This window comes from Pseudomonas putida, assembly GCF_028682635.1.
GTDB classification, from domain to species: Bacteria; Pseudomonadota; Gammaproteobacteria; order Pseudomonadales; family Pseudomonadaceae; genus Aquipseudomonas; species Aquipseudomonas putida_AE.
In genome coordinates, this window is record NZ_JANHLK010000015.1 from 34,213 (window position 1) to 53,306 (window position 19,094).

The window sequence follows — 19,094 nt, forward strand, 5'->3', positions numbered from 1 at the left end:
CTATTTGACCTCGACCACAGTGCCCTGCAAACGCTGCAAGGCTTCGTTCACCGCTTGCGGCATCAGCTGGCGCAGGCAGTTGTAATGGCCGAAACGGCATGTGCGATCAAAGCATGGGCTGCATTCGATGCCCAGGCGCACGATCTCGACATGCTCGGCCAGCGGCGGCGTGAAGCCCGGCGACGTCGAGCCGTAGACCGCCACCAGCGGGCGGTTCAGCGCAGCGGCAACGTGCATCAGGCCAGAATCGTTGGACACCACGGAATCGGCGCAGGACAACAAATCGATGGCCTCGGCCAACGATGTGCCGCCACTGAGGTTCACCGACTCTTCACGCAAGCCGGGGATCAGCCGCGAACGGATGTCTTCACCCACGGCATGATCGTTCTTCGAACCAAACAGCCAGACTTGCCAGCCTTCGCGAATCTTCGCTTCGGCGACTTTGGCGTAGTGCTCCGACGGCCAGCGCTTGGACTCGCCGAACTCGGCACCGGGGCACAGGGCCAACACCGGACGGTCGAGGGCCAGGCCGAACTTGGCCAATGCGGCCTCGCGAGTCACCGGATCGATCCGCAGGCTCGGGCGCGGGTAAGGCTTGGGCAGTTCAACGCCCGGCTCATAGGCCAGGGCCATGAAGCGCTCGATCATCAGTGGGTAACGTTCTTTGTCCAGCGTGCGCACATCGTTGAGCAGGCCGTAGCGGAACTCGCCACGCCAGCCGGTGCGCTTGGGGATGCCGGCAAAGAACGGCACCAGTGCCGACTTCAGGGAATTGGGCAGCAGGATCGCCTGGTCGTACTGGCCGCCCAGGGATTTTCCGATGCGTCGACGCGTCGCCAGTTCCAGTGCACCGTGGCCGAGCGGAAAGCTCAAGGCCTGGCGAACTTCGGGCATGCGCTCAAGAATCGGCCGGCTCCACTCGGGGGCCAGCACGTCGATTTCGCATTGCGGGTGGCGTTGCTTGAGACACTGAAACAGTGTCTGCGCCATCACCATGTCACCGACCCAACTGGGCCCAACGATCAGAATTTTCATGTGGTTTCCATAAACGAACCGGGGAGGCCTACGCCTCCCCGCCTCGAGAATCACTGTGGGAGCAAGGCGGCTTGCGATGGGTCATCACCTCCAACATTGCTGTCGACTGTCACTCCGCTATCGCGAGCAGGCTCGCTCCCACATTGGGTATTGGTGTACCTCGACCTGCATGACACTGCAGATCTACTGTGGGAGCGGGCTTGCTCGCGAAGGGGCCATCACATCCAACATTGATGTTGCCTGACACTCCACTTTCGCGAGCAAGCCCGCTCCCACATTTGAATCCAGTCGCTCCGACAGGCGCGTTTCAGCTTAGCCCCAGCTCACGCCAGATCCGCATGACCTGTCGCCGCTCGTCCGCGAACTGGTCGCCCGGTATCACCCCGGCATCCTTCTGCAAAGCCTGCCGGTGGGCGGCGGAGCGGTAGGCTTTATAAGCCTCACGCAACAGGCTGGCATCCTCGACGGGCATCAGCCCTGCCTTCTCCAGCTCTTCCAGAATGCGGATGTTGTCCGTCCAGCGCAGCAGTGGCGGGTGTGTTTCGGACCACGCCAGGGCCGCGTATTGCACCATAAATTCAATATCGACGATACCTCCGGCGTCCTGCTTGAGGTCGAAGGGCGCCGTGGCCTCGAAGGCATTTGCCCCGGTGCCGGCCGCGGTACTCTTGCTGCCCAGGTTATCGCGCATCTTGGCGCGCATCTCGCTGACCTCCTGGCGCAGGGTCGGCAAGTCGCGCGCCTTGCCCAGAATCGCCGCGCGAACCTGCTCGAACGCCCGACCGACATCCTCGCTCCCCACCAGCACCCGCGCCCTGACCAGCGCCTGATGCTCCCAGGTCCAGGCTTCATTTTCCTGATAGCGGGCAAAGGCCCCCAGCGAACTCACCAGCAGCCCCGATGCACCGGACGGCCGCAGGCGCATGTCGACTTCATAGAGCTGACCGGAGTTGGTCTGCGCCGTCAGCAAGTGAATGATCCGCTGCCCCAGCCGGGTGAAAAATTGCGCGCCATCGATCGACTTCGGCCCGTCGGTTTCTGCCTGTGGATCGCCATCATGGATGAACACCAGGTCCAGGTCCGAACCATGCCCCAATTCCAGGCCACCGACTTTTCCATAACCGACAATGATGAAGCCGGGATCGCACAAGGTGCCATCGGTGCGCAGCGGTGTGCCGTACTTGGCGACCGTTTGCCGCCAGGCCAGGGCCAGCACTTGCTCCAGGATCGCTTCGGCGAGCCAGGTCAGGTAATCGCTGACTTTCATCAACGGCAGGCTGCCGGCGATTTCCGAAGCGGCGACCCGCAAGCGGTGCGCCAGCTTGAAATGACGCAAGGCTTCCATTTGCTGCTCGAGGTCGTCCTCGGGAATCCGCGTCAGGCGTTCGCGCAACTCGGCGGCCAACTCCGGCGCCAACGGCGGTTTGAACAATCGGCCTTCGTTGAGCAACTCGTCGAGCAACAGCGGAAAACGGGTGATCTGTTCGGCGATCCACGGGCTAGCCGCGCACAGGGTCAGCAAGCGTCGCAGTGCGCCGGGGTTTTCGGTCAACAGCACCAGGTAGGCAGAACGACGCGCCACGGCTTCCACCAGTGGCAATACCCGTTCCAGCACCAGATCCGGATTGGCATGCTCTACGGCCTGAGCCAGCAAGCGCGGAATAAAGGCATCGAGACGTTCGCGCCCCAGACGCTGCATGGCGCGCAACTGCGGGCTGCCACGCAAGTTGGCCAAGGCCTTCAATGCTTTGCTGGCATCAAGGAAGCCGCCCTCCTGCAACTGACGGCAGGCGGCTTCCTCATCCTGGGCTTCCTCCCACAACGGCAGCCATTCACCGCCCACCACCACTTCGCTTTCGGCACCCTGCTCTTCATCGGGGTCGGCGATCACCTGACCGAAATGCCAGGCCACACGGCCACGCCAGTACATCAATTGCTCATGGAACGCCGACCAGTCGGCGAAGCCCAGCATGAAGGCAATGCGCGCCTGGTCCTGGACACCGTCGGGCAGCATTTGCGTCTGGCGATCGGCAATCGCCTGGATCGCGTGTTCGGTATAACGCAGAAATTCGTAACCTTCGCGCAGTTCACTGATCACCGCTGGCGGCAGGTAACCTTGACCCTCCAGCGTACTCAGCACTTTTAATAATGGACGCTGCTGCAGACTCAGATCGCGACCGCCATGAATCAGCTGGAAGGCCTGGGCGATGAACTCCACCTCACGGATGCCACCGGAGCCGAGCTTGATATTGTCGGCCATGCCCTTGCGCCGCACTTCCTGCTGGATCAGCTGCTTCATGGTGCGCAGCGCTTCAATGGCGGAAAAGTCCAGGTAGCGCCGGTAGACGAAGGGGCGCAGCATCTCTTGCAGCTGCGCACCGGCCACTTGATCGCCGGCCACCACCCGCGACTTGATCATCGCGTAGCGTTCCCAGTCGCGACCCTGGTCCTGGTAGTACTGCTCCAGCGCGTTGAAACTCAATACCAGCGCGCCCGACGATCCATAAGGTCGCAGGCGCATGTCGACGCGGAACACGAAACCGTCGACGGTCATCGGGTCCAGGGCCTTGATCAGGCGCTGGCCGAGACGAATGAAGAATTCCTGGTTATCCAGCGAGCGTTTAACGCCGACCGTTTCGCCGCCTTCGGGGTAGGCGAAAATCAGGTCGATATCCGACGACAGATTCAGCTCAACGGCACCGAGCTTGCCCATGCCAAGGACGACCATCTGCTGCGGCTCGCCGCTGCGGCGGCCGGTCGGCACGCCGAACTGCTGACAGTGCCGCGCGTATAGCCATTGATAGGCTTGATCGATGCTGGCGTCAGCCATGTCCGAAAGGTCGCGGCAGGTCTGGATCAGATCAGCCTGGCGGGTCAGGTCCCGCCAGATGATTCGCACTTGGTGGCGCGCCCTTTGGCGGCGCAACGCCCGACCGAGTTGATCATCGGTTTCGGCCAGGTTCACGGCTGCCGCAATTTGCGCGCACAACTCGCCGGAGGCAAAGCTTCGGTCCAGCTCGCCGGACTGCACCAGTTCCAGCAGCATCCGCGGATCACGCACGCTTTGTTCAGTGACGAAGTCGCTGGCAGCGGTGACGCGGGCAAATTGCGCCCAGCGTTCAGGTGTCCACGCGGACAGGCGATGGTCGTCATCCAATGCCTCGACGGCAGTACGGAACGACTGCTCGGCGCGAGTGACAAACGGCAACAGAATGGCGGGCAGGTCGGCAAGCGGGGGCAGGCTCATGGTCTATCCTTGATCGGCGTGTGACGGTCAGCATGTAGTGAATCTCGCAAACCCACTACCTGAAGGAGTGTCGAACAAAGGTTAGAAATAGCTGAAAATTCTTTTTTATCGGCAGCGAACATCAAGCTTTCACCTTTTTCGGTTGGCAAAATACCAACCTTAACGATTATTCTCACAACGCAGCCGGGGGCCACAAGCCGCTCATCTGTAGTTTTACTACTCGTATATACATTAGCAAGGCTGAAATGCCGGATGATTTGTAGTAAAACTACACACCGCCGGACCAACCTATCGGCAATCCAAGAATTCATAACGTCTGCCCACAAGGCCAGTCGCTAACTCAGGCAACCGATTCTGGTAGCCTTTCCGCCCTGGAGCAAGCCATGCAAGACCTCGATCCCGTCGAAACCCAGGAATGGCTGGACGCCCTGGAATCGGTTCTCGACAAAGAAGGCGAAGACCGTGCTCACTATCTGATGACCCGTATGGGTGAACTCGCAACCCGCAGCGGTTCGCAGTTGCCTTACGCCATCACCACGCCTTACCGCAACACCATCCCGGTAACCCACGAAGCACGCATGCCTGGCGACCTGTTCATGGAACGCCGCATTCGCTCGCTGGTACGCTGGAACGCGATGGCCATGGTAATGCGTACGAACCTGAAAGATTCTGACCTCGGCGGTCACATCTCCAGCTTCGCTTCCAGTGCGACCCTGTATGACATCGGCTTCAACTACTTCTTCCAGGCCCCGACCGACGAACACGGCGGCGACCTGATCTACTTCCAGGGCCACACCTCGCCAGGCGTTTACGCCCGTGCGTTCATGGAAGGCCGCATTTCCGAAGACCAGATGAACAACTTCCGTCAGGAAGTGGACGGTCAGGGCCTGTCGTCCTACCCGCACCCTTGGCTGATGCCTGACTTCTGGCAGTTCCCGACCGTATCCATGGGTCTGGGCCCGATCCAGGCGATCTACCAGGCGCGTTTCATGAAGTACCTGGAAGCCCGTGGCTTCATTCCTGCCGGCAAGCAGAAAGTCTGGTGCTTCCTGGGCGACGGCGAGTGCGACGAGCCGGAATCCCTGGGCGCGATCTCCCTGGCTGGCCGCGAGAAGCTGGACAACCTGATCTTCGTCATCAACTGCAACCTGCAGCGCCTCGACGGCCCGGTTCGCGGCAACGGCAAGATCATCCAGGAACTCGAAGGCGTGTTCCGCGGTGCCCAGTGGAACGTGACCAAAGTCATCTGGGGCCGTTTCTGGGACCCACTGCTGGCCAAGGACGTCGACGGCATCCTGCAACGTCGCATGGACGAAGTCATCGACGGCGAGTACCAGAACTACAAAGCCAAAGACGGCGCGTTCGTGCGTGAACACTTCTTCAACACGCCAGAACTCAAGGCGATGGTCGAAGACCTGTCCGATGACGAGATCTGGAAACTCAACCGTGGCGGCCACGACCCGTACAAGGTCTACGCGGCGTACCACGAAGCGGTCAACCACAAGGAACAACCGACCGTCATCCTGGCCAAGACCATCAAGGGTTATGGCACCGGTGCCGGCGAAGCGAAGAACACCGCGCACAACACCAAGAAGGTTGATGTTGAAAGCCTGAAGCTGTTCCGCGATCGCTTCGACATTCCAGTGAAAGATGAAGAGCTGGAAAACCTGCCGTTCTTCAAGCCGGAGCCAAACAGCGCCGAAGCCCGCTACCTGAGCGAGCGCCGCACTGCACTGGGCGGTTTCGTGCCACAACGTCGCGCACAAAGCTTCAGCGTACCGACGCCGCCACTGGATACCCTCAAGGCTATCCTGGACGGCTCGGGCGACCGTGAAATCTCCACCACCATGGCCTTCGTGCGCATCCTCGCGCAACTGGTCAAGGACAAGGAAATCGGTCCGCGCATCGTGCCGATCATCCCGGACGAAGCCCGTACCTTCGGTATGGAAGGCATGTTCCGTCAGTTGGGCATCTACTCGTCCGTCGGCCAGCTCTACGAGCCAGTCGATAAAGACCAGGTGATGTTCTACAAGGAAGACAAGAAGGGCCAGATCCTCGAAGAAGGCATCAACGAAGCGGGCGCCATGAGCTCCTTCATCGCTGCCGGTACTTCGTACTCCAGCCACAACCAGCCGATGCTGCCGTTCTACATCTTCTACTCGATGTTCGGTTTCCAGCGTATCGGCGACCTCGCGTGGGCAGCTGGCGACAGCCGTACCCGTGGCTTCCTGATCGGCGGTACCGCCGGCCGTACCACCCTGAACGGTGAAGGCCTGCAACACGAAGACGGTCACAGCCACCTGCTGGCCGCGACCATCCCGAACTGCCGCACCTACGATCCAACCTACGGCTACGAGCTGGCGGTGATCATTCAGGACGGCATGAAGAAGATGACCGAAGAGCAACAGGACGTCTTCTACTACATCACCGTGATGAACGAGTCCTACCAGCAGCCAGCCATGCCGGCCGGTGCCGAAGAAGGCATCAAGAAAGGCATGTACCTGCTCGAGGAAGACACCCGCGAAGCGGCGCACCACGTCCAGCTGATGGGCTCCGGCACCATCCTGCGTGAAGTCCGTGAAGCGGCGAAGATCCTGCGTGAAGAGTTCAACGTCGGCGCCGACGTGTGGAGCGTCACCAGCTTCAACGAACTGCGTCGCGACGGCCTGGCCGTTGAGCGCACCAACCGTCTGCACCCTGGCCAGAAGCCTAAGCTGAGCTATGTGGAAGAGTGCCTGAACGGCCGTAAAGGTCCGGTCATTGCCTCGACCGACTACATGAAGCTGTTCGCCGAGCAGATCCGTCAGTGGGTACCGTCCAAGGAATTCAAAGTCCTGGGCACCGACGGTTTCGGCCGCAGCGACAGCCGCAAGAAACTGCGTCATTTCTTCGAAGTTGACCGTCATTTCGTGGTGTTGGCAGCCCTGGAAGCACTGGCTGACCGTGGTGACATCGAACCTAAGGTCGTGGCTGAAGCCATCGCGAAGTTCGGTATCAACCCGGAAAAACTCAACCCACTGGACTGCTGAGGAGAGATTCTGTGAGCGAACTCATTCGCGTACCTGACATCGGCAGCGGTGAAGGTGAAGTAATTGAACTGTTTGTGAAGGTCGGCGACCGTATCGAAGCCGAGCAAAGCATCCTGACGCTGGAATCGGACAAGGCGAGCATGGAAGTGCCTGCGCCGAAGGCCGGTATCGTCAAGAGCCTGAAAGTGAAGCTGGGCGATCGCCTGAAAGAAGGCGACGAGTTGCTGGAGCTTGAAGTCGAAGGTGCCGCTGCTGCTCCTGCGGCTGCAGCTGCGCCTGCTGCTGCAAAAGCAGAAGAGAAACCGGCCGCTGCACCAGCGCCGGCCGCTCCTGCTGCTGCGCCTGCTGCCGCTTCGGTTCAGCAAGTGCACGTGCCGGACATCGGTTCGTCGGGCAAGGCCCAGATCATCGAGATCCAGGTCAAGGTAGGCGACACCGTCGCAGCTGATCAGTCGCTGATCACCCTGGAATCCGACAAGGCCAGCATGGAAATCCCGTCGCCTGCCGCTGGCGTGGTAAAGGCCATCAGCGTCAAGCTCAACGACGAAGTCGGCACCGGCGACCTGATCCTGGACCTGGAAGTGGCGGGTGCTGCGGCACCGGCTGCTGCCGCTCCGGCCCAGGCTGCCGCTCCTGCTGCCGCTGCTCCTGCGCCAGCCGCTGCCGCTCCGGCTGCTCCGGTTGCCGACAGCGTCCAGGACATCCACGTTCCGGACATCGGTTCGGCGGGCAAGGCCAAGATCATCGAAGTGTTGGTCAAGGCCGGCGACACCGTTGAAGCCGACCAGTCGCTGATCACCCTGGAATCCGACAAGGCGAGCATGGAAATTCCATCGCCTGCCGCTGGCGTGGTGGAGAGCGTCTCCGTCAAGCTGGACGACGAAGTCGGTACCGGCGACCTGATCCTCAAGCTGAAAGTCAAAGGCGCTGCCCCGGCCGCTGCTGCGGCACCTGCCGCTGCCGCGCCGAGTACTCCTGCGCCAGCCGCTGCGGCTCCTGCTGCTGCAGCACCTGCCGCCGCCGCACCGGTTGCCGCTCCAGCCAGGCCTGGCGCCAAGGTTCACGCCGGCCCTGCCGTGCGTCAACTGGCCCGCGAATTCGGTGTCGAGCTGAGCGCCGTTGGTGCCAGCGGTCCGCACGGTCGCATCCTCAAGGAAGACGTGCAGGTCTACGTCAAAGCCATGATGCAGAAGGCCAAGGAAGCACCGGCCGCTGCTGCTGGCGCTACCGGTGGCGCGGGCATCCCGCCGATTCCGGTCGTGGACTTCAGCCGCTTCGGTGAAATCGAAGAAGTGCCGATGACCCGCCTGATGCAGGTCGGCGCTGCCAACCTGCACCGCAGCTGGCTGAACGTGCCGCACGTGACACAATTCGACTCGGCGGATATCACCGAGCTGGAAGCGTTCCGTACCGCCCAGAAAGCCGTCGCAGAGAAGGCCGGCGTCAAGCTGACCATCCTGCCGTTGCTGCTCAAGTCCTGCGCGCACCTGCTCAAGGAACTGCCGGACTTCAACAGCTCGCTGGCGCCAAGCGGCAAAGCGATCATCCGCAAGAAATACGTGAACATCGGCTTCGCCGTCGACACTCCGGATGGCCTGCTGGTACCGGTCATCAAGAACGTCGACCAGAAGAGCCTGCTGCAACTGGCTGCCGAAGCTGCTTCCCTGGCTGAAAAAGCCCGGACCAAGAAGCTCTCGTCGGACGAGATGCAAGGCGCCTGCTTCACCATTTCCAGCCTCGGGCACATTGGCGGCACCGGCTTCACGCCGATCGTCAACGCGCCGGAAGTGGCGATCCTCGGTGTTTCCAAGGCAACCATCCAGCCAGTCTGGGACGGCAAAGCCTTCCAGCCGAAACTGATGCTGCCGCTGTCGCTGTCCTACGATCACCGTGTGATCAACGGCGCCGCTGCTGCACGCTTCACCAAGCGTCTGAGCGACCTGCTGGCGGACATCCGCACCATCCTGCTGTAACACCGGCCGGCCCTCCCTTACCGGAGGGCCTGTCGCGTTTCACGTTTTCCGAGCGCCACGCTCGTACCTCAACCCCGCCAATTTGGCGGGGCTTTTTTTGCCCAGCGTTTTTTAACTCAGTAGATGACGTCCTACATTTGTGGCTGATATCCCCCACAAGTCGAGTCCATTTCAGCCCGGTATTTTTCAAGGCCAAATAACTAGCCTGCTTGCACGGCCATTTAAAGCCGATTGCTCGTTAATACCAACCGAATGGATTCGAACATGTTTAAACCTACAGTCGGGCCAATCATTGGCCACACCACAACTAACCACGCACGCATCTTTTTGCGTGGAGAGGCAAATAAAGACGCACGTGCATTTGCCGGCATTCGTTATCGGCGCCTCGGTGACGAGAACTGGTCAAAGGGTACTTTCGCCGAACTCGAGAAAGCCCGTGACATGTCCGCCGTCCTGGTTCTCAACAACCTGACCGCCGACACCGTGCATGAATATCAAGCCGGCTGGTTCAACCCGATCAAGCCTGTTTCCTCTGTAGAGACAATCCAGGAACTGCCCTTGCAGTGGCCTCGGCAAATCCATCGTCTGCGCACCCGCTCGAGCCAGGCCGCACAACCCAAGGCCTATGTCACGGGCTCTTGTCGCTATCTGCGGCTGACCGCAGGCATTGCGGCCGAACCGCATCTGGGTGACAGGATATTCGCGTCAATAGCAAGACTGGCCGAGCAGGCCGATCCGCCTGTCAGTGCAATGTTGATGACCGGTGACCAGATCTACGTCGATGATCTGAACTTCATTGCCCCGGACCGCGAACTCAAGGATATTCTTCGCAAATATCGCGTGGCCTTTTCACAGCCACACATCGCAAAGTTAATGTCAGCCCTGCCAACTTATATGACCCTCGATGATCATGAGATCGAGGACAATTGGCCAGCCAACAGAAACAAGTCCGATGACTTTCTATATGCCAATGCGATGAACGCCTATGAGTTGTACCAGGCCAGCCATGGCCCGGCATACGAACTCTGCGCCGATGGGCAAATCAACCGAAAACTGGACAAATACTGGTACCAGTTCACCGACGGTGATATCGAATGGTTCGTCACCGACACCCGTACCCGACGCAATCTTGCAGCCAACGACCGACGCATCCTCGATATCGAGCAGGAGCAGGCCTTGTGCGAGTGGCTGATCAACAGTTCGGCCCGGGTCAAATTCGTGGTCACCAGCGTCATGTTCTACCCCGACAACAAACGCCCGGACAACGACGCCTGGCAAGGCTTTCCCACGCAACGACTACGGCTGCTTGAAACGATTCGCACATACGCCATCAAAAATGTCTTCATCATTTCAGGCGACGTCCACGGCTCATTGACCAGCCGTCTGACCCACAGCACGGACCCGAGCTTCGAAGTGCATACCATCGTCTCCTCGCCCCTGTGCAACAGCAAGCTGCTGCCCTATGCCAAGGCCTCCACCTTCATCCTCGATAAACCCCTGGCCCGAACCGCTGGGGGCGATTACCGACACGCGCTGACCAGTGATGTGATCAGCCAGGATAACTTCGCGCACCTGATCGTCGATTCGGAGCAGGTTCATGTGCGCTATCACGACCGGGATGGCGGCCTGTTACAGGCGGTCAGTATTTTGCTGCGTTAAAAGCAAAAGATCGCAGCCTTCGACAGCTCCTACAGGAGTACACAACCCCCCCTGTAGAGCTGCCGAAGGCTGGGAACCTTTCGGCCTAATACAATCTTTCAGTCGTGCGCTGGAGAAATCTTCACTGCTGCCGACATATTCTTATAGCACTTGGCCTTCATCTCTCTTGTCAGTCAGTGTCGCAATGATGCAACCTTGCCGCAGGCAACAGTAAAGAGGGCGAGAGCCCGGCGCGATCAGCATATTCGAAGCGAGTTTCCCTCCATGAAAAGCCAACCCGATGCCGCCAGCCGTATGGTGGCCGAGGTAGTGACGCAGCTGCCTGTGCCCTCGCGGCTCGGCATGCTGCGTTTCGAACGGCTGAATGAACCAAGCTGGGCGCTGCTGTTTCTCGACCCCAATTGCGAACGCCAGTTCGGCCTGCCGGCGGTGGAGCTGTGCGCCCTGGTCGGCTCGCCCTACGCCAGCCTGATGGAGCCGGAAGCTCGCTATCAGCTGCACGATGCGATTCAGGCGCAGTTGAGCGAAAGCACGCACTATCTGATCCGCTACACCCTGCACACCGCCTCTGGCTCGCTGAGCCTGCTGGAGCTGGGCGAAGCCTACAAACAACACAATCGACACCTGTTGCGCGGTTACCTGCTGGTCATTGACGGCCTGTTCGAGGATGACCCGCTGCTGCCGGCGCTGGACCTCGAAACCCAGAACTCGCGCCTGCAAATCGCCCTGGAGCTCAACCAGCGCGCCCAGCAGGAACAACTGCAACATCTGGACCGGGCGCGTGCCCAGCAGGACCTGATCCTGCTGCTGACCCGCCAGCGCTACAGCAGCAACAATTCCCTGCGGGAAGCCGCCGAACTGATCACGCGCAGCGCCTGCGAGATTTACCAGATCGACTGCGCCAGCCTGTGGCACCTGGAAGGCTCGATGCTGGCGCCCATCTCGGCCTATCACCGCTCGACCCAGGAATACCTGTTGCCGGCGCCGATCGACGTCAGCGTATTCCCCGATTACCTCGACGCCCTGCATACCGGCCGCGCCATCGATGCCCACAACGCCATGCGCGACCCGCGCACCCGGGACATGGCCGAAAGCCTGCGCCCGCGGGATGTCAATGCGATGCTCGATGCCAGCATCCGTGTCGACGGCCAGGTGGTCGGCGTGTTGTGCCTGGAACAAACCGGTGCGACCCGCGCCTGGCAGTCGGACGAAATCGCTTTCGCCGGTGAGCTGGCGGATCAGTTTGCCCAGGTCATCAACAATCACAACCGACGCACCGCCACCAGCGCCCTGCATTTGTTCCAGCGGGCGGTCGAGCAAAGCGCCAACGCCTTTTTGCTGGTCAATTGCGATGGCATCGTGGAGTACGTCAACCCGAGCTTCACGGCGATTACCCAGTACACCACCGAAGAAGTCCACGGCCAGCGCCTGGCGGAATTGCCGGCACTGGAGAACCTCAGTGAACTGCTGTTCGACGCGCCCTCCGCGTTGGCCAAGAGCAACAGCTGGCAGGGCGAGTTCAAGAGCCGCCGCAAAAACCTCGAACCCTACTGGGGCCAGCTGTCGATCTCCAAGGTCTATGGCGACAACCGCGAGCTGACCCATTACATCGGCATCTATGAAGACATCACCCAGACCAAGCTCGCCCAGCAACGCATCGAGCGCCTGGCCTATACCGACAACCTGACCAACCTTGGCAACCGCCCGGCCTTCATTCGCAACCTCGACGAACGCTTCGCCCGCGACAGCGACGCGCCGATCAGCCTGTTGCTGGTCGACATCGACAACTTCAAGCGGATCAACGACAGCCTCGGCCATCAGACCGGCGACAAGCTGCTGATCAGCCTGGCCCGGCGCCTGCGCAACAGCCTCAACCCGGGTGGTAGCCTGGCGCGGTTTGCCAGTAACGAATTCGCGGTGCTGCTGGACAACACGGGCCTTGAACTCGGGCAGCAGGTCGCCAACCAATTGCTCACGACCCTCGACAAACCGATGTTCGTCGACAACCAGCTGATCAGCGTGACCGGCTCGGTCGGCCTGGCCTGTGCCCCCTTGCATGGGCGCGACCCGCAGACCCTGATGCGCAACGCCGGGCTGGCCCTGCACAAGGCCAAGGCCAACGGCAAACATCAGGTGCAGGTCTTCACCGAAGCCCTGAACGCCGAGGCCAGCTACAAGCTGTTCGTCGAAAACAACCTGCGTCGCGCCCTGACCCAGAACGAACTGGACGTGTTCTACCAACCCAAGCTCTGCCTGCGCAGCGGACGCCTGCTGGGGATGGAAGCGCTGTTGCGCTGGAATCACCCGGAAAAAGGCATGATCCGCCCAGACCAGTTCATCAGCGTCGCGGAAGAAACCGGCCTGATCATACCGATCGGCAAATGGATCGCCCGCCAGGCCTGCCGCATGAGCAAGGCGCTGACGGCCGCCGGCCTGGGCAACCTGCAGGTGGCCATCAACCTGTCACCCAAGCAGTTCTCCGACCCGGACCTGGTGGCGTCCATCGCCAACATCCTCAAGGAAGAAGCGCTGCCGTCGCGCCTGCTGGAGCTGGAACTGACCGAAGGCCTGCTGCTGGAAGCCACCGAAGACACTCACCTGCAGCTCGACCAGCTCAAGCGCCTGGGCCTGACCCTGGCGATGGACGACTTCGGCACCGGTTACTCGTCGCTCAGCTACTTGAAAAAATTCCCCATCGACATCATCAAGATCGATCGAAGCTTCATCCACGAGATCCCGGATAACCAGGACGACATGGAAATCACCTCCGCGGTGATCGCCATGGCCCACAACCTGAAGCTCAAGGTCGTGGCTGAAGGCATCGAGACCGCCGAGCAGTTGGCCTTCCTGCGTCGCCACCGTTGCGACGTTGGCCAGGGCTACCTGTTCGACAAACCGATCCCGGGCCTCGACCTGATCGACAGGCTCAAACGCTATCCGCGCGGCCCGATCGCCTGACAGCGAGCCAACACTCGGGCACACTGCATCTCTAACTATTTCAATGACTGAGAGGACTGAAGATGGTTCTGCGCTCGGAAATTCTGGTGAACAAAAACGTGCTCCCTACCAAAGAACAAGCTCTGCCTGGCCGTGAAACCCCCATGACCGTGCCGGAAAAACACTTCGTCCACGACGCGCCGCTGCTGGGCCCGTTCGCGATGGACGTGGATTTCGCGATCTTCGGCCTTGGCTGCTTCTGGGGCGCGGAACGCAGGTTCTGGCAGCGTGAAGGCGTGGTCAGTACGGCCGTGGGTTACGCTGGCGGCTTCACCCCGAACCCGACTTACGAAGAAGTCTGCTCTGGCTTGACCGGCCATAGCGAAGTCGTGCTGGTGGTCTACGAGCCGGCAAAAGTCAGCTACGAAGCGCTGCTGAAGATGTTCTGGGAACTGCACAACCCGACCCAGGGCATGCGCCAGGGCAATGACCTCGGCACCCAGTATCGCTCGGTGATCTACGCGACCAACCCGAGCCAACTGGAAGCCGCGAAAAAAAGCGCGCAGGTGTTCCAGGTCGAACTGACCAAGGCCGGCAAGGGCACCATCACTACCGAAATCGACGAAGCGCCGACGTTTTTCTTCGCCGAGGCTTATCACCAGCAGTATCTGGCGAAAAACCCGGAAGGTTATTGCGGGATTGGCGGTACGGGCGTGACTTGCCCGATCTGATTTGACGCAAAATCTTTTGTAGGAGCTGGCTTGCCAGCGAAGACGGCCGATAGATCACCACAAGGTTTACGGGCCCCTTCGCCGGCAAGCCGGCTCCTACAGGCCGAGCATTACTCGGCAATCAACCAATCCATCCGCCACCCGCCCTGCGTCTGCCCAAGCTTCTCGGACAACCACGGCAGCAACTCACGCAACTCTTCCTCCAGCCCCCACGGCGGATTGGCAATCGCCAAACCGGAGCCGTTCAGGCTGTTAGGCGTATCCAACGGATGCACCAGCAACTCGACCCGCAACAACTTCGGCGCACCGGTACCGGCCAGATCCTTATAGAAACGCCGCAACGCGCGCTGATCCTTCACCGGATACCAGATCGCCGCCACGGTCTGGCGCATCCGCCCCACAGCCTCTTTCAAGGACGCTGCACAGCGCTGCATCTCGTCGAGCTTTTCGAACGGCGGATCGATCAACATCACCGCGCGCTTCTCGGGCACTGGAAGCAACGCCCGCGGCACATGCCAGCCTTCACCAAGATGCACCTTGACCCGCCGATCCCCGGCCATATTGTCCTTGAGCAACACGCCGTCTTCCGGGTGTTTCTCGTTGAGCAACACACGGTCCTGCGCACGCGTCAGGCGCCGCGCCAACTCCGGCGACCCCGGGTAATAGCGTAACTGTCCATCCGGGTTCATCTCATGCAGCACCTGCATGTAATCAGCCGTCAGGATCGGCAGATCCGGCTGATCCCACAAACGCGCGATGCCTTCCAGGTACTCACCGGTACGGCTGGCCTGATCGCCTTGAAGGTCGTACAGACCAATGCCGGCGTGAGTGTCGAGATAGGCAAACGGCTGCTCCTTGCGCGACATCAGTGCGATGAGGCGGGTCAAGGTCAGGTGTTTGAACACATCGGCGTGATTGCCGGCATGGAAGGCGTGGCGATAATTCATGGTTGCTCCTGCGAAGGCCGGCAAGTTTACCTTTTACCGGCCAGCAAGTCAGGGGTTGGGGGCTGAGTGGCCCTCAACGTCAAAAGATCGCAGCCTTCGGCAGCTACAAGGATCGCGCAAGATGGATCTGACACCTGTAGGAGCTGCCGAAGGCTGCGATCTTTTGATCTTGATCTTGTGACGACGCCTACACCCCTGCCGAATGCCGCGCCCGCAATCGCCGCCCAACCACATCCAGCACGTCACAGCCATCGCGCAGCGGAATAGCGCAAAGCAAGGCAAAGTCGCTGAGGATAAAGGACTCACACTCAATGGAACCGCGCATCGACAGGTTCTCAAGCACCTGGGTAACTGCGCGGACTCTGTAGTTTGCGGCGTCCGCAAGGACGTCGAGTGGCGCGTGGGTGTCGACGAACAGGGTGGGCATATCGGTGCAGTTGCTGGTCAATGCCATGAAGCGGTTGTCGGGATGGGGAGTTGGTTTTTCGTAGGGCGGATCGGGGTGAATTGTTTTCATTAGTAGCTCCTAAAGATGAATCGGAGCTGCCATCAGCCTTCCTACAGGCTAGGGTGGCAGCTAAGCGCGGGGTAGGAATATCGAGACCTTGGGAAAACTCGACCACGCCGAAGCGTGCCCGCGCGTAGCCGCCGCAACTGATCTTACGGACGCATATAAACGACATCTTTAAGCTGCAGAGGCCGACTAGAAAATCTCCATTTCAACCATCGCTGCGAGGCAGAACATAATCAATAGAAGAACGATCACAGACCACTGCAATACAATCAGCCTAAATCTAAGTGATGACGGTAGGCTTCTTATATCGTCGGCACTGATACGACCGCGTTTAATGTAGAAATCGGGGAATGTCACAAACCCAGAGATCCCCCCTACCACCATCAATTTCCCCCAAGGTCCGCCGCAGCTTAGAGGTGCAAGACTTATAACGGCAGGGCTGTTTTGGAAATAACCCAGCAAGACCTTCATTTTTGTATAGGCCAGGTACAGGGTAAATCCAATGCATGCGATGAGCCCTCCGAAATCAATTAGTCCGACTACGAGAAATAATTTATCAGCCGTGCTCAAAGTCACTTCACTAACTCATAAATTTTCTCAGCGATATTCTCACCAACTTTTTCACCCGCTTGACCTGCAGAAAAGGTTGCTCCTCCGACCACCAAAACTCCGCAAGCCAATACGGATAATCCTCTGGTATAACCACCAAGTCCCACGCAGAGCCCTCCAACTAGAGGGGCACTTAACACAATACCGGATGCCCAGCCACCGGCCAGACCTCCAGCAAAGCTTCCCGCCTCAGTGAATTTGACTCTCTCACAAGCTTCGGTGTTTCCCGCAGAACACACATCCTGAACCGCCGCAGGAAACGCGGTCGCCTTCACGCGCATGGGCGATACCAAACATCATGACGCGTGTGTCGGCTTCCAACACCTTGCCGCCGCAAGTGGTCTCGTCACCCAGGCGAATGAAATGTCCTTTGGCCATTGCTGATCTCCCTCTCTGCTGGCGCCCCAGTCATGGAAAGCGCACCACTGTTAACCATCGATAAGCCGACTCGGGATGAGCGGCTTAACGCAAAGTACGTGGACAGAGAGGAAACTCAAGACGGTCTAGAAAATCAGGAAATGCCTTACGAGCTGGACGGAAAAGGACCACGGAAACGGGATGACTAACGCCGGTTTTCGGTCCTGGCGCGCCAAAAAAAAACGGCCCGCACCTTGAGGCTGCGAGCCGTTCTTTCATCAGCGACGGGGAGCGTTCACCCCATCACTTATCACTTGTTCAAACGGAAATCCGCCTCGGCAGCAGCAAAGCGCGAAAGCATGCCGGCAGTCGGCGTGCCCAGCTTGCTGACGATGTAGATCGCCAGGCTGGCGAAGATGAAGCCAGGGATGATTTCGTACAGGCCCAGCAGTTCGAAATGCTTCCAGACGATCACGGTGATCGCGCCGACCAGGATGCCGGCCAGTGCGCCGTTGCGGGTCATGTCTTTCCAGATCACGGAGATCAGTACGACCGGACCGAATGCAGCGCCGAAACCGGCCCAGGCGTAGCTCACCAGGCCCAGTACGCGGTTTTCCGGGTTGGCGGCCATCGCGATGGCAATCAGGGCAACCAGCAGCACCATGGCGCGGCCGACCCAGACCAGTTCAACCTGGGAAGCGGATTTACGCAGGAAGGTCTTGTAGAAGTCTTCGGTCAGGGCGCTCGAGCACACTAGCAGCTGGCAGCTCAGGGTGCTCATGACCGCCGCCAGAATGGCCGACAGCAGTACACCGGCAACCCATGGGTTGAACAGGATTTTCGCCAGCTCGATGAACACACGCTCGTGGTTTTCGGTCACAGGACCTGCTACTTCCGGGTGCGCCGAGAAGTAGGCGATACCGAAGAAGCCTACCGCCACGGTGCCGCCCAGGCACAGGATCATCCAGGCCATGGAGATGCGACGGGCCTTGGCGATCGACTTCACGGAATCGGCTGCCATGAAACGCGCCAGGATGTGCGGCTGGCCGAAGTAGCCCAGGCCCCAACCCATCAGCGAGATGATGCCGATGAAGGTGGTGTTCTTCAGCATGTCGAAGTTGCTGGCGTCTTGCGCTTCGATGGCCAGGAACGTGGTGTCGACGCCACCGGTGGCCAGCAGCACGATGATCGGCGTGAGCAACAGGGCGAAGATCATCAGGGTCGCTTGTACGGTGTCAGTCCAGCTCACTGCCAGGAAACCGCCGACGAAGGTGTAGGCAATCGTCGCCGCAGCGCCGGCCCACAGCGCAGTCTCGTAGGACATGCCGAAGGTGCTTTCGAACAGACGGGCGCCGGCCACGATGCCGGAAGCGCAGTAGATGGTGAAGAACACCAGGATCACGACGGCGGAGATGATCCGCAGCAGGCCGCTTTTGTCTTCGAAACGACTGGAGAAGTAGTCCGGCAGGGTCAGCGCATCGCCGTTGTGCTCGGTCTGCACACGCAGACGGCCAGCGACGAACAGCCAGTTGAGGTACGCACCGACGATCAGGCCGATGGCGATCCAGCTTTCGGACAGACCGGACATGTAGATCGCGCCCGGCAGGCCCATCAACAACCAGCCGCTCATGTCGGAGGCACCAGCGGACAACGCGGTCACGACGCTGCCCAGGCTACGGCCGCCCAGGATGTAATCGGAAAGGTTGTTGGTAGAGCGATAGGCCATGAAGCCGATCAGCACCATTGCTGCGATGTAGATCACGAACGTGATCAGGGTTGGATTGCTTACGCTCATTTAAGTGACGCCCTGGCTTTGTTTTTATGTAGCGGCGGCTGGTGAACCGCTGGCAAACGGTGACGTTTGACAGGCGATCCGGGATCCCGCGCATTTATGACTGATGTTTCCCCAGGAAAGCCATCAGCCGGAGCACCCGAATCGAGTTCGGGTTGCACCTTGGGCGCGAATGCTATTCAACAAAGCAAATAAGGTGCAACCAGTTTCTCGAGAATAAGTTGCACCTAGTCGGAAATAAATTTCAAAACCGGTTTTTTGCTC

At 59.9% G+C, this 19,094-nt stretch carries 12 protein-coding genes; 5 read left to right on the forward strand and 7 right to left on the reverse strand.

All coding sequences use genetic code 11. The features are described from left to right. Together waaF and glnE are read right to left on the reverse strand one after the other, a co-directional pair. Positions 1 to 1,035: a lipopolysaccharide heptosyltransferase II gene (gene waaF / locus NPS56_RS19040; RefSeq protein WP_274076037.1), complete on the reverse strand. Its 1,035-nt coding sequence runs from the start codon at positions 1,033 to 1,035 to the stop codon at positions 1 to 3. A 307-nt stretch (positions 1,036 to 1,342) separates the two neighbouring features. Next, complete coding sequence (gene glnE, locus NPS56_RS19045; RefSeq protein ID WP_274076038.1) at positions 1,343 to 4,282, reverse strand: bifunctional [glutamate--ammonia ligase]-adenylyl-L-tyrosine phosphorylase/[glutamate--ammonia-ligase] adenylyltransferase; 2,940 nt, start codon at positions 4,280 to 4,282, stop codon at positions 1,343 to 1,345. A 383-nt stretch (positions 4,283 to 4,665) separates the two neighbouring features. Here glnE and aceE point away from each other — a divergent pair, with 383 nt between their 5' ends. From aceE to msrA, 5 genes are all read left to right on the forward strand, one after another. Further along, positions 4,666 to 7,311 (forward strand): pyruvate dehydrogenase (acetyl-transferring), homodimeric type, encoded by a 2,646-nt coding sequence (aceE, locus tag NPS56_RS19050; RefSeq protein WP_274076039.1) that lies wholly within the window; start codon positions 4,666 to 4,668, stop codon positions 7,309 to 7,311. An 11-nt stretch (positions 7,312 to 7,322) separates the two neighbouring features. Beyond that, a complete protein-coding gene (gene aceF, locus NPS56_RS19055; RefSeq protein ID WP_274076040.1) occupies positions 7,323 to 9,284 on the forward strand; it encodes a dihydrolipoyllysine-residue acetyltransferase in 1,962 nt (653 codons plus the stop codon). 264 nt (positions 9,285 to 9,548) lie between these two features. Next, positions 9,549 to 10,943 carry an alkaline phosphatase D family protein gene (locus NPS56_RS19060; RefSeq protein ID WP_274076132.1) on the forward strand — a complete coding sequence of 465 codons (1,395 nt, stop codon included), beginning with the start codon at positions 9,549 to 9,551 and terminating at the stop codon, positions 10,941 to 10,943. Between the two features lie 264 nt (positions 10,944 to 11,207). Next, positions 11,208 to 13,901 carry a putative bifunctional diguanylate cyclase/phosphodiesterase gene (locus tag NPS56_RS19065; protein ID WP_274076041.1) on the forward strand — a complete coding sequence of 898 codons (2,694 nt, stop codon included), beginning with the start codon at positions 11,208 to 11,210 and terminating at the stop codon, positions 13,899 to 13,901. A 62-nt stretch (positions 13,902 to 13,963) separates the two neighbouring features. Further along, positions 13,964 to 14,611, forward strand: a complete 648-nt coding sequence (gene msrA, locus NPS56_RS19070; RefSeq protein ID WP_274076042.1) for a peptide-methionine (S)-S-oxide reductase MsrA — start codon at positions 13,964 to 13,966, stop codon at positions 14,609 to 14,611. Between the two features lie 110 nt (positions 14,612 to 14,721). Here msrA and NPS56_RS19075 read toward each other — a convergent pair whose 3' ends face one another. The 5 genes from NPS56_RS19075 to putP all read right to left on the reverse strand — a co-directional run bounded on the left by NPS56_RS19075 (position 14,722) and on the right by putP (position 18,833). Further along, positions 14,722 to 15,558, reverse strand: a complete 837-nt coding sequence (locus NPS56_RS19075; protein ID WP_274076043.1) for a 23S rRNA (adenine(2030)-N(6))-methyltransferase RlmJ — start codon at positions 15,556 to 15,558, stop codon at positions 14,722 to 14,724. Positions 15,559 to 15,745: 187 nt separating this feature from the next. Further along, complete coding sequence (locus NPS56_RS19080) at positions 15,746 to 16,075, reverse strand: hypothetical protein (RefSeq protein ID WP_274076044.1); 330 nt, start codon at positions 16,073 to 16,075, stop codon at positions 15,746 to 15,748. Between the two features lie 569 nt (positions 16,076 to 16,644). Continuing rightward, the gene (locus NPS56_RS19085; RefSeq protein ID WP_274076134.1) at positions 16,645 to 16,962 is read right to left on the reverse strand and encodes a hypothetical protein; all 318 of its coding nucleotides are present in this window, start codon (positions 16,960 to 16,962) and stop codon (positions 16,645 to 16,647) included. Further along, a complete protein-coding gene (locus NPS56_RS31340; RefSeq protein ID WP_274076045.1) occupies positions 16,889 to 17,059 on the reverse strand; it encodes a PAAR domain-containing protein in 171 nt (56 codons plus the stop codon). The genes NPS56_RS19085 and NPS56_RS31340 overlap by 74 nt, the downstream gene beginning before the upstream one ends. A 289-nt stretch (positions 17,060 to 17,348) precedes the next feature. Further along, the gene (gene putP, locus NPS56_RS19095) at positions 17,349 to 18,833 is read right to left on the reverse strand and encodes a sodium/proline symporter PutP (RefSeq protein ID WP_274076046.1); all 1,485 of its coding nucleotides are present in this window, start codon (positions 18,831 to 18,833) and stop codon (positions 17,349 to 17,351) included. Positions 18,834 to 19,094 lie beyond the last annotated feature (261 nt).

Bases quoted from the DNA above. Each gene is read 5' to 3' on its own strand.
- NPS56_RS19075 (WP_274076043.1), bottom strand. From the start codon at position 15,558: ATGAATTATCGCCACGCCTTCCATGCCGGCAATCACGCCGATGTGTTC.
- NPS56_RS19060 (WP_274076132.1), top strand. From the start codon at position 9,549: ATGTTTAAACCTACAGTCGGGCCAATCATTGGCCACACCACAACTAAC.
- NPS56_RS19080 (WP_274076044.1), bottom strand. From the start codon at position 16,075: ATGAAAACAATTCACCCCGATCCGCCCTACGAAAAACCAACTCCCCAT.
- NPS56_RS31340 (WP_274076045.1), bottom strand. From the start codon at position 17,059: ATGGCCAAAGGACATTTCATTCGCCTGGGTGACGAGACCACTTGCGGC.
- glnE (WP_274076038.1), bottom strand. From the start codon at position 4,282: ATGAGCCTGCCCCCGCTTGCCGACCTGCCCGCCATTCTGTTGCCGTTT.
- aceE (WP_274076039.1), top strand. From the start codon at position 4,666: ATGCAAGACCTCGATCCCGTCGAAACCCAGGAATGGCTGGACGCCCTG.
- NPS56_RS19085 (WP_274076134.1), bottom strand. From the start codon at position 16,962: ATGCGCGTGAAGGCGACCGCGTTTCCTGCGGCGGTTCAGGATGTGTGT.
- waaF (WP_274076037.1), bottom strand. From the start codon at position 1,035: ATGAAAATTCTGATCGTTGGGCCCAGTTGGGTCGGTGACATGGTGATG.
- msrA (WP_274076042.1), top strand. From the start codon at position 13,964: ATGGTTCTGCGCTCGGAAATTCTGGTGAACAAAAACGTGCTCCCTACC.
- NPS56_RS19065 (WP_274076041.1), top strand. From the start codon at position 11,208: ATGAAAAGCCAACCCGATGCCGCCAGCCGTATGGTGGCCGAGGTAGTG.
- putP (WP_274076046.1), bottom strand. From the start codon at position 18,833: ATGAGCGTAAGCAATCCAACCCTGATCACGTTCGTGATCTACATCGCA.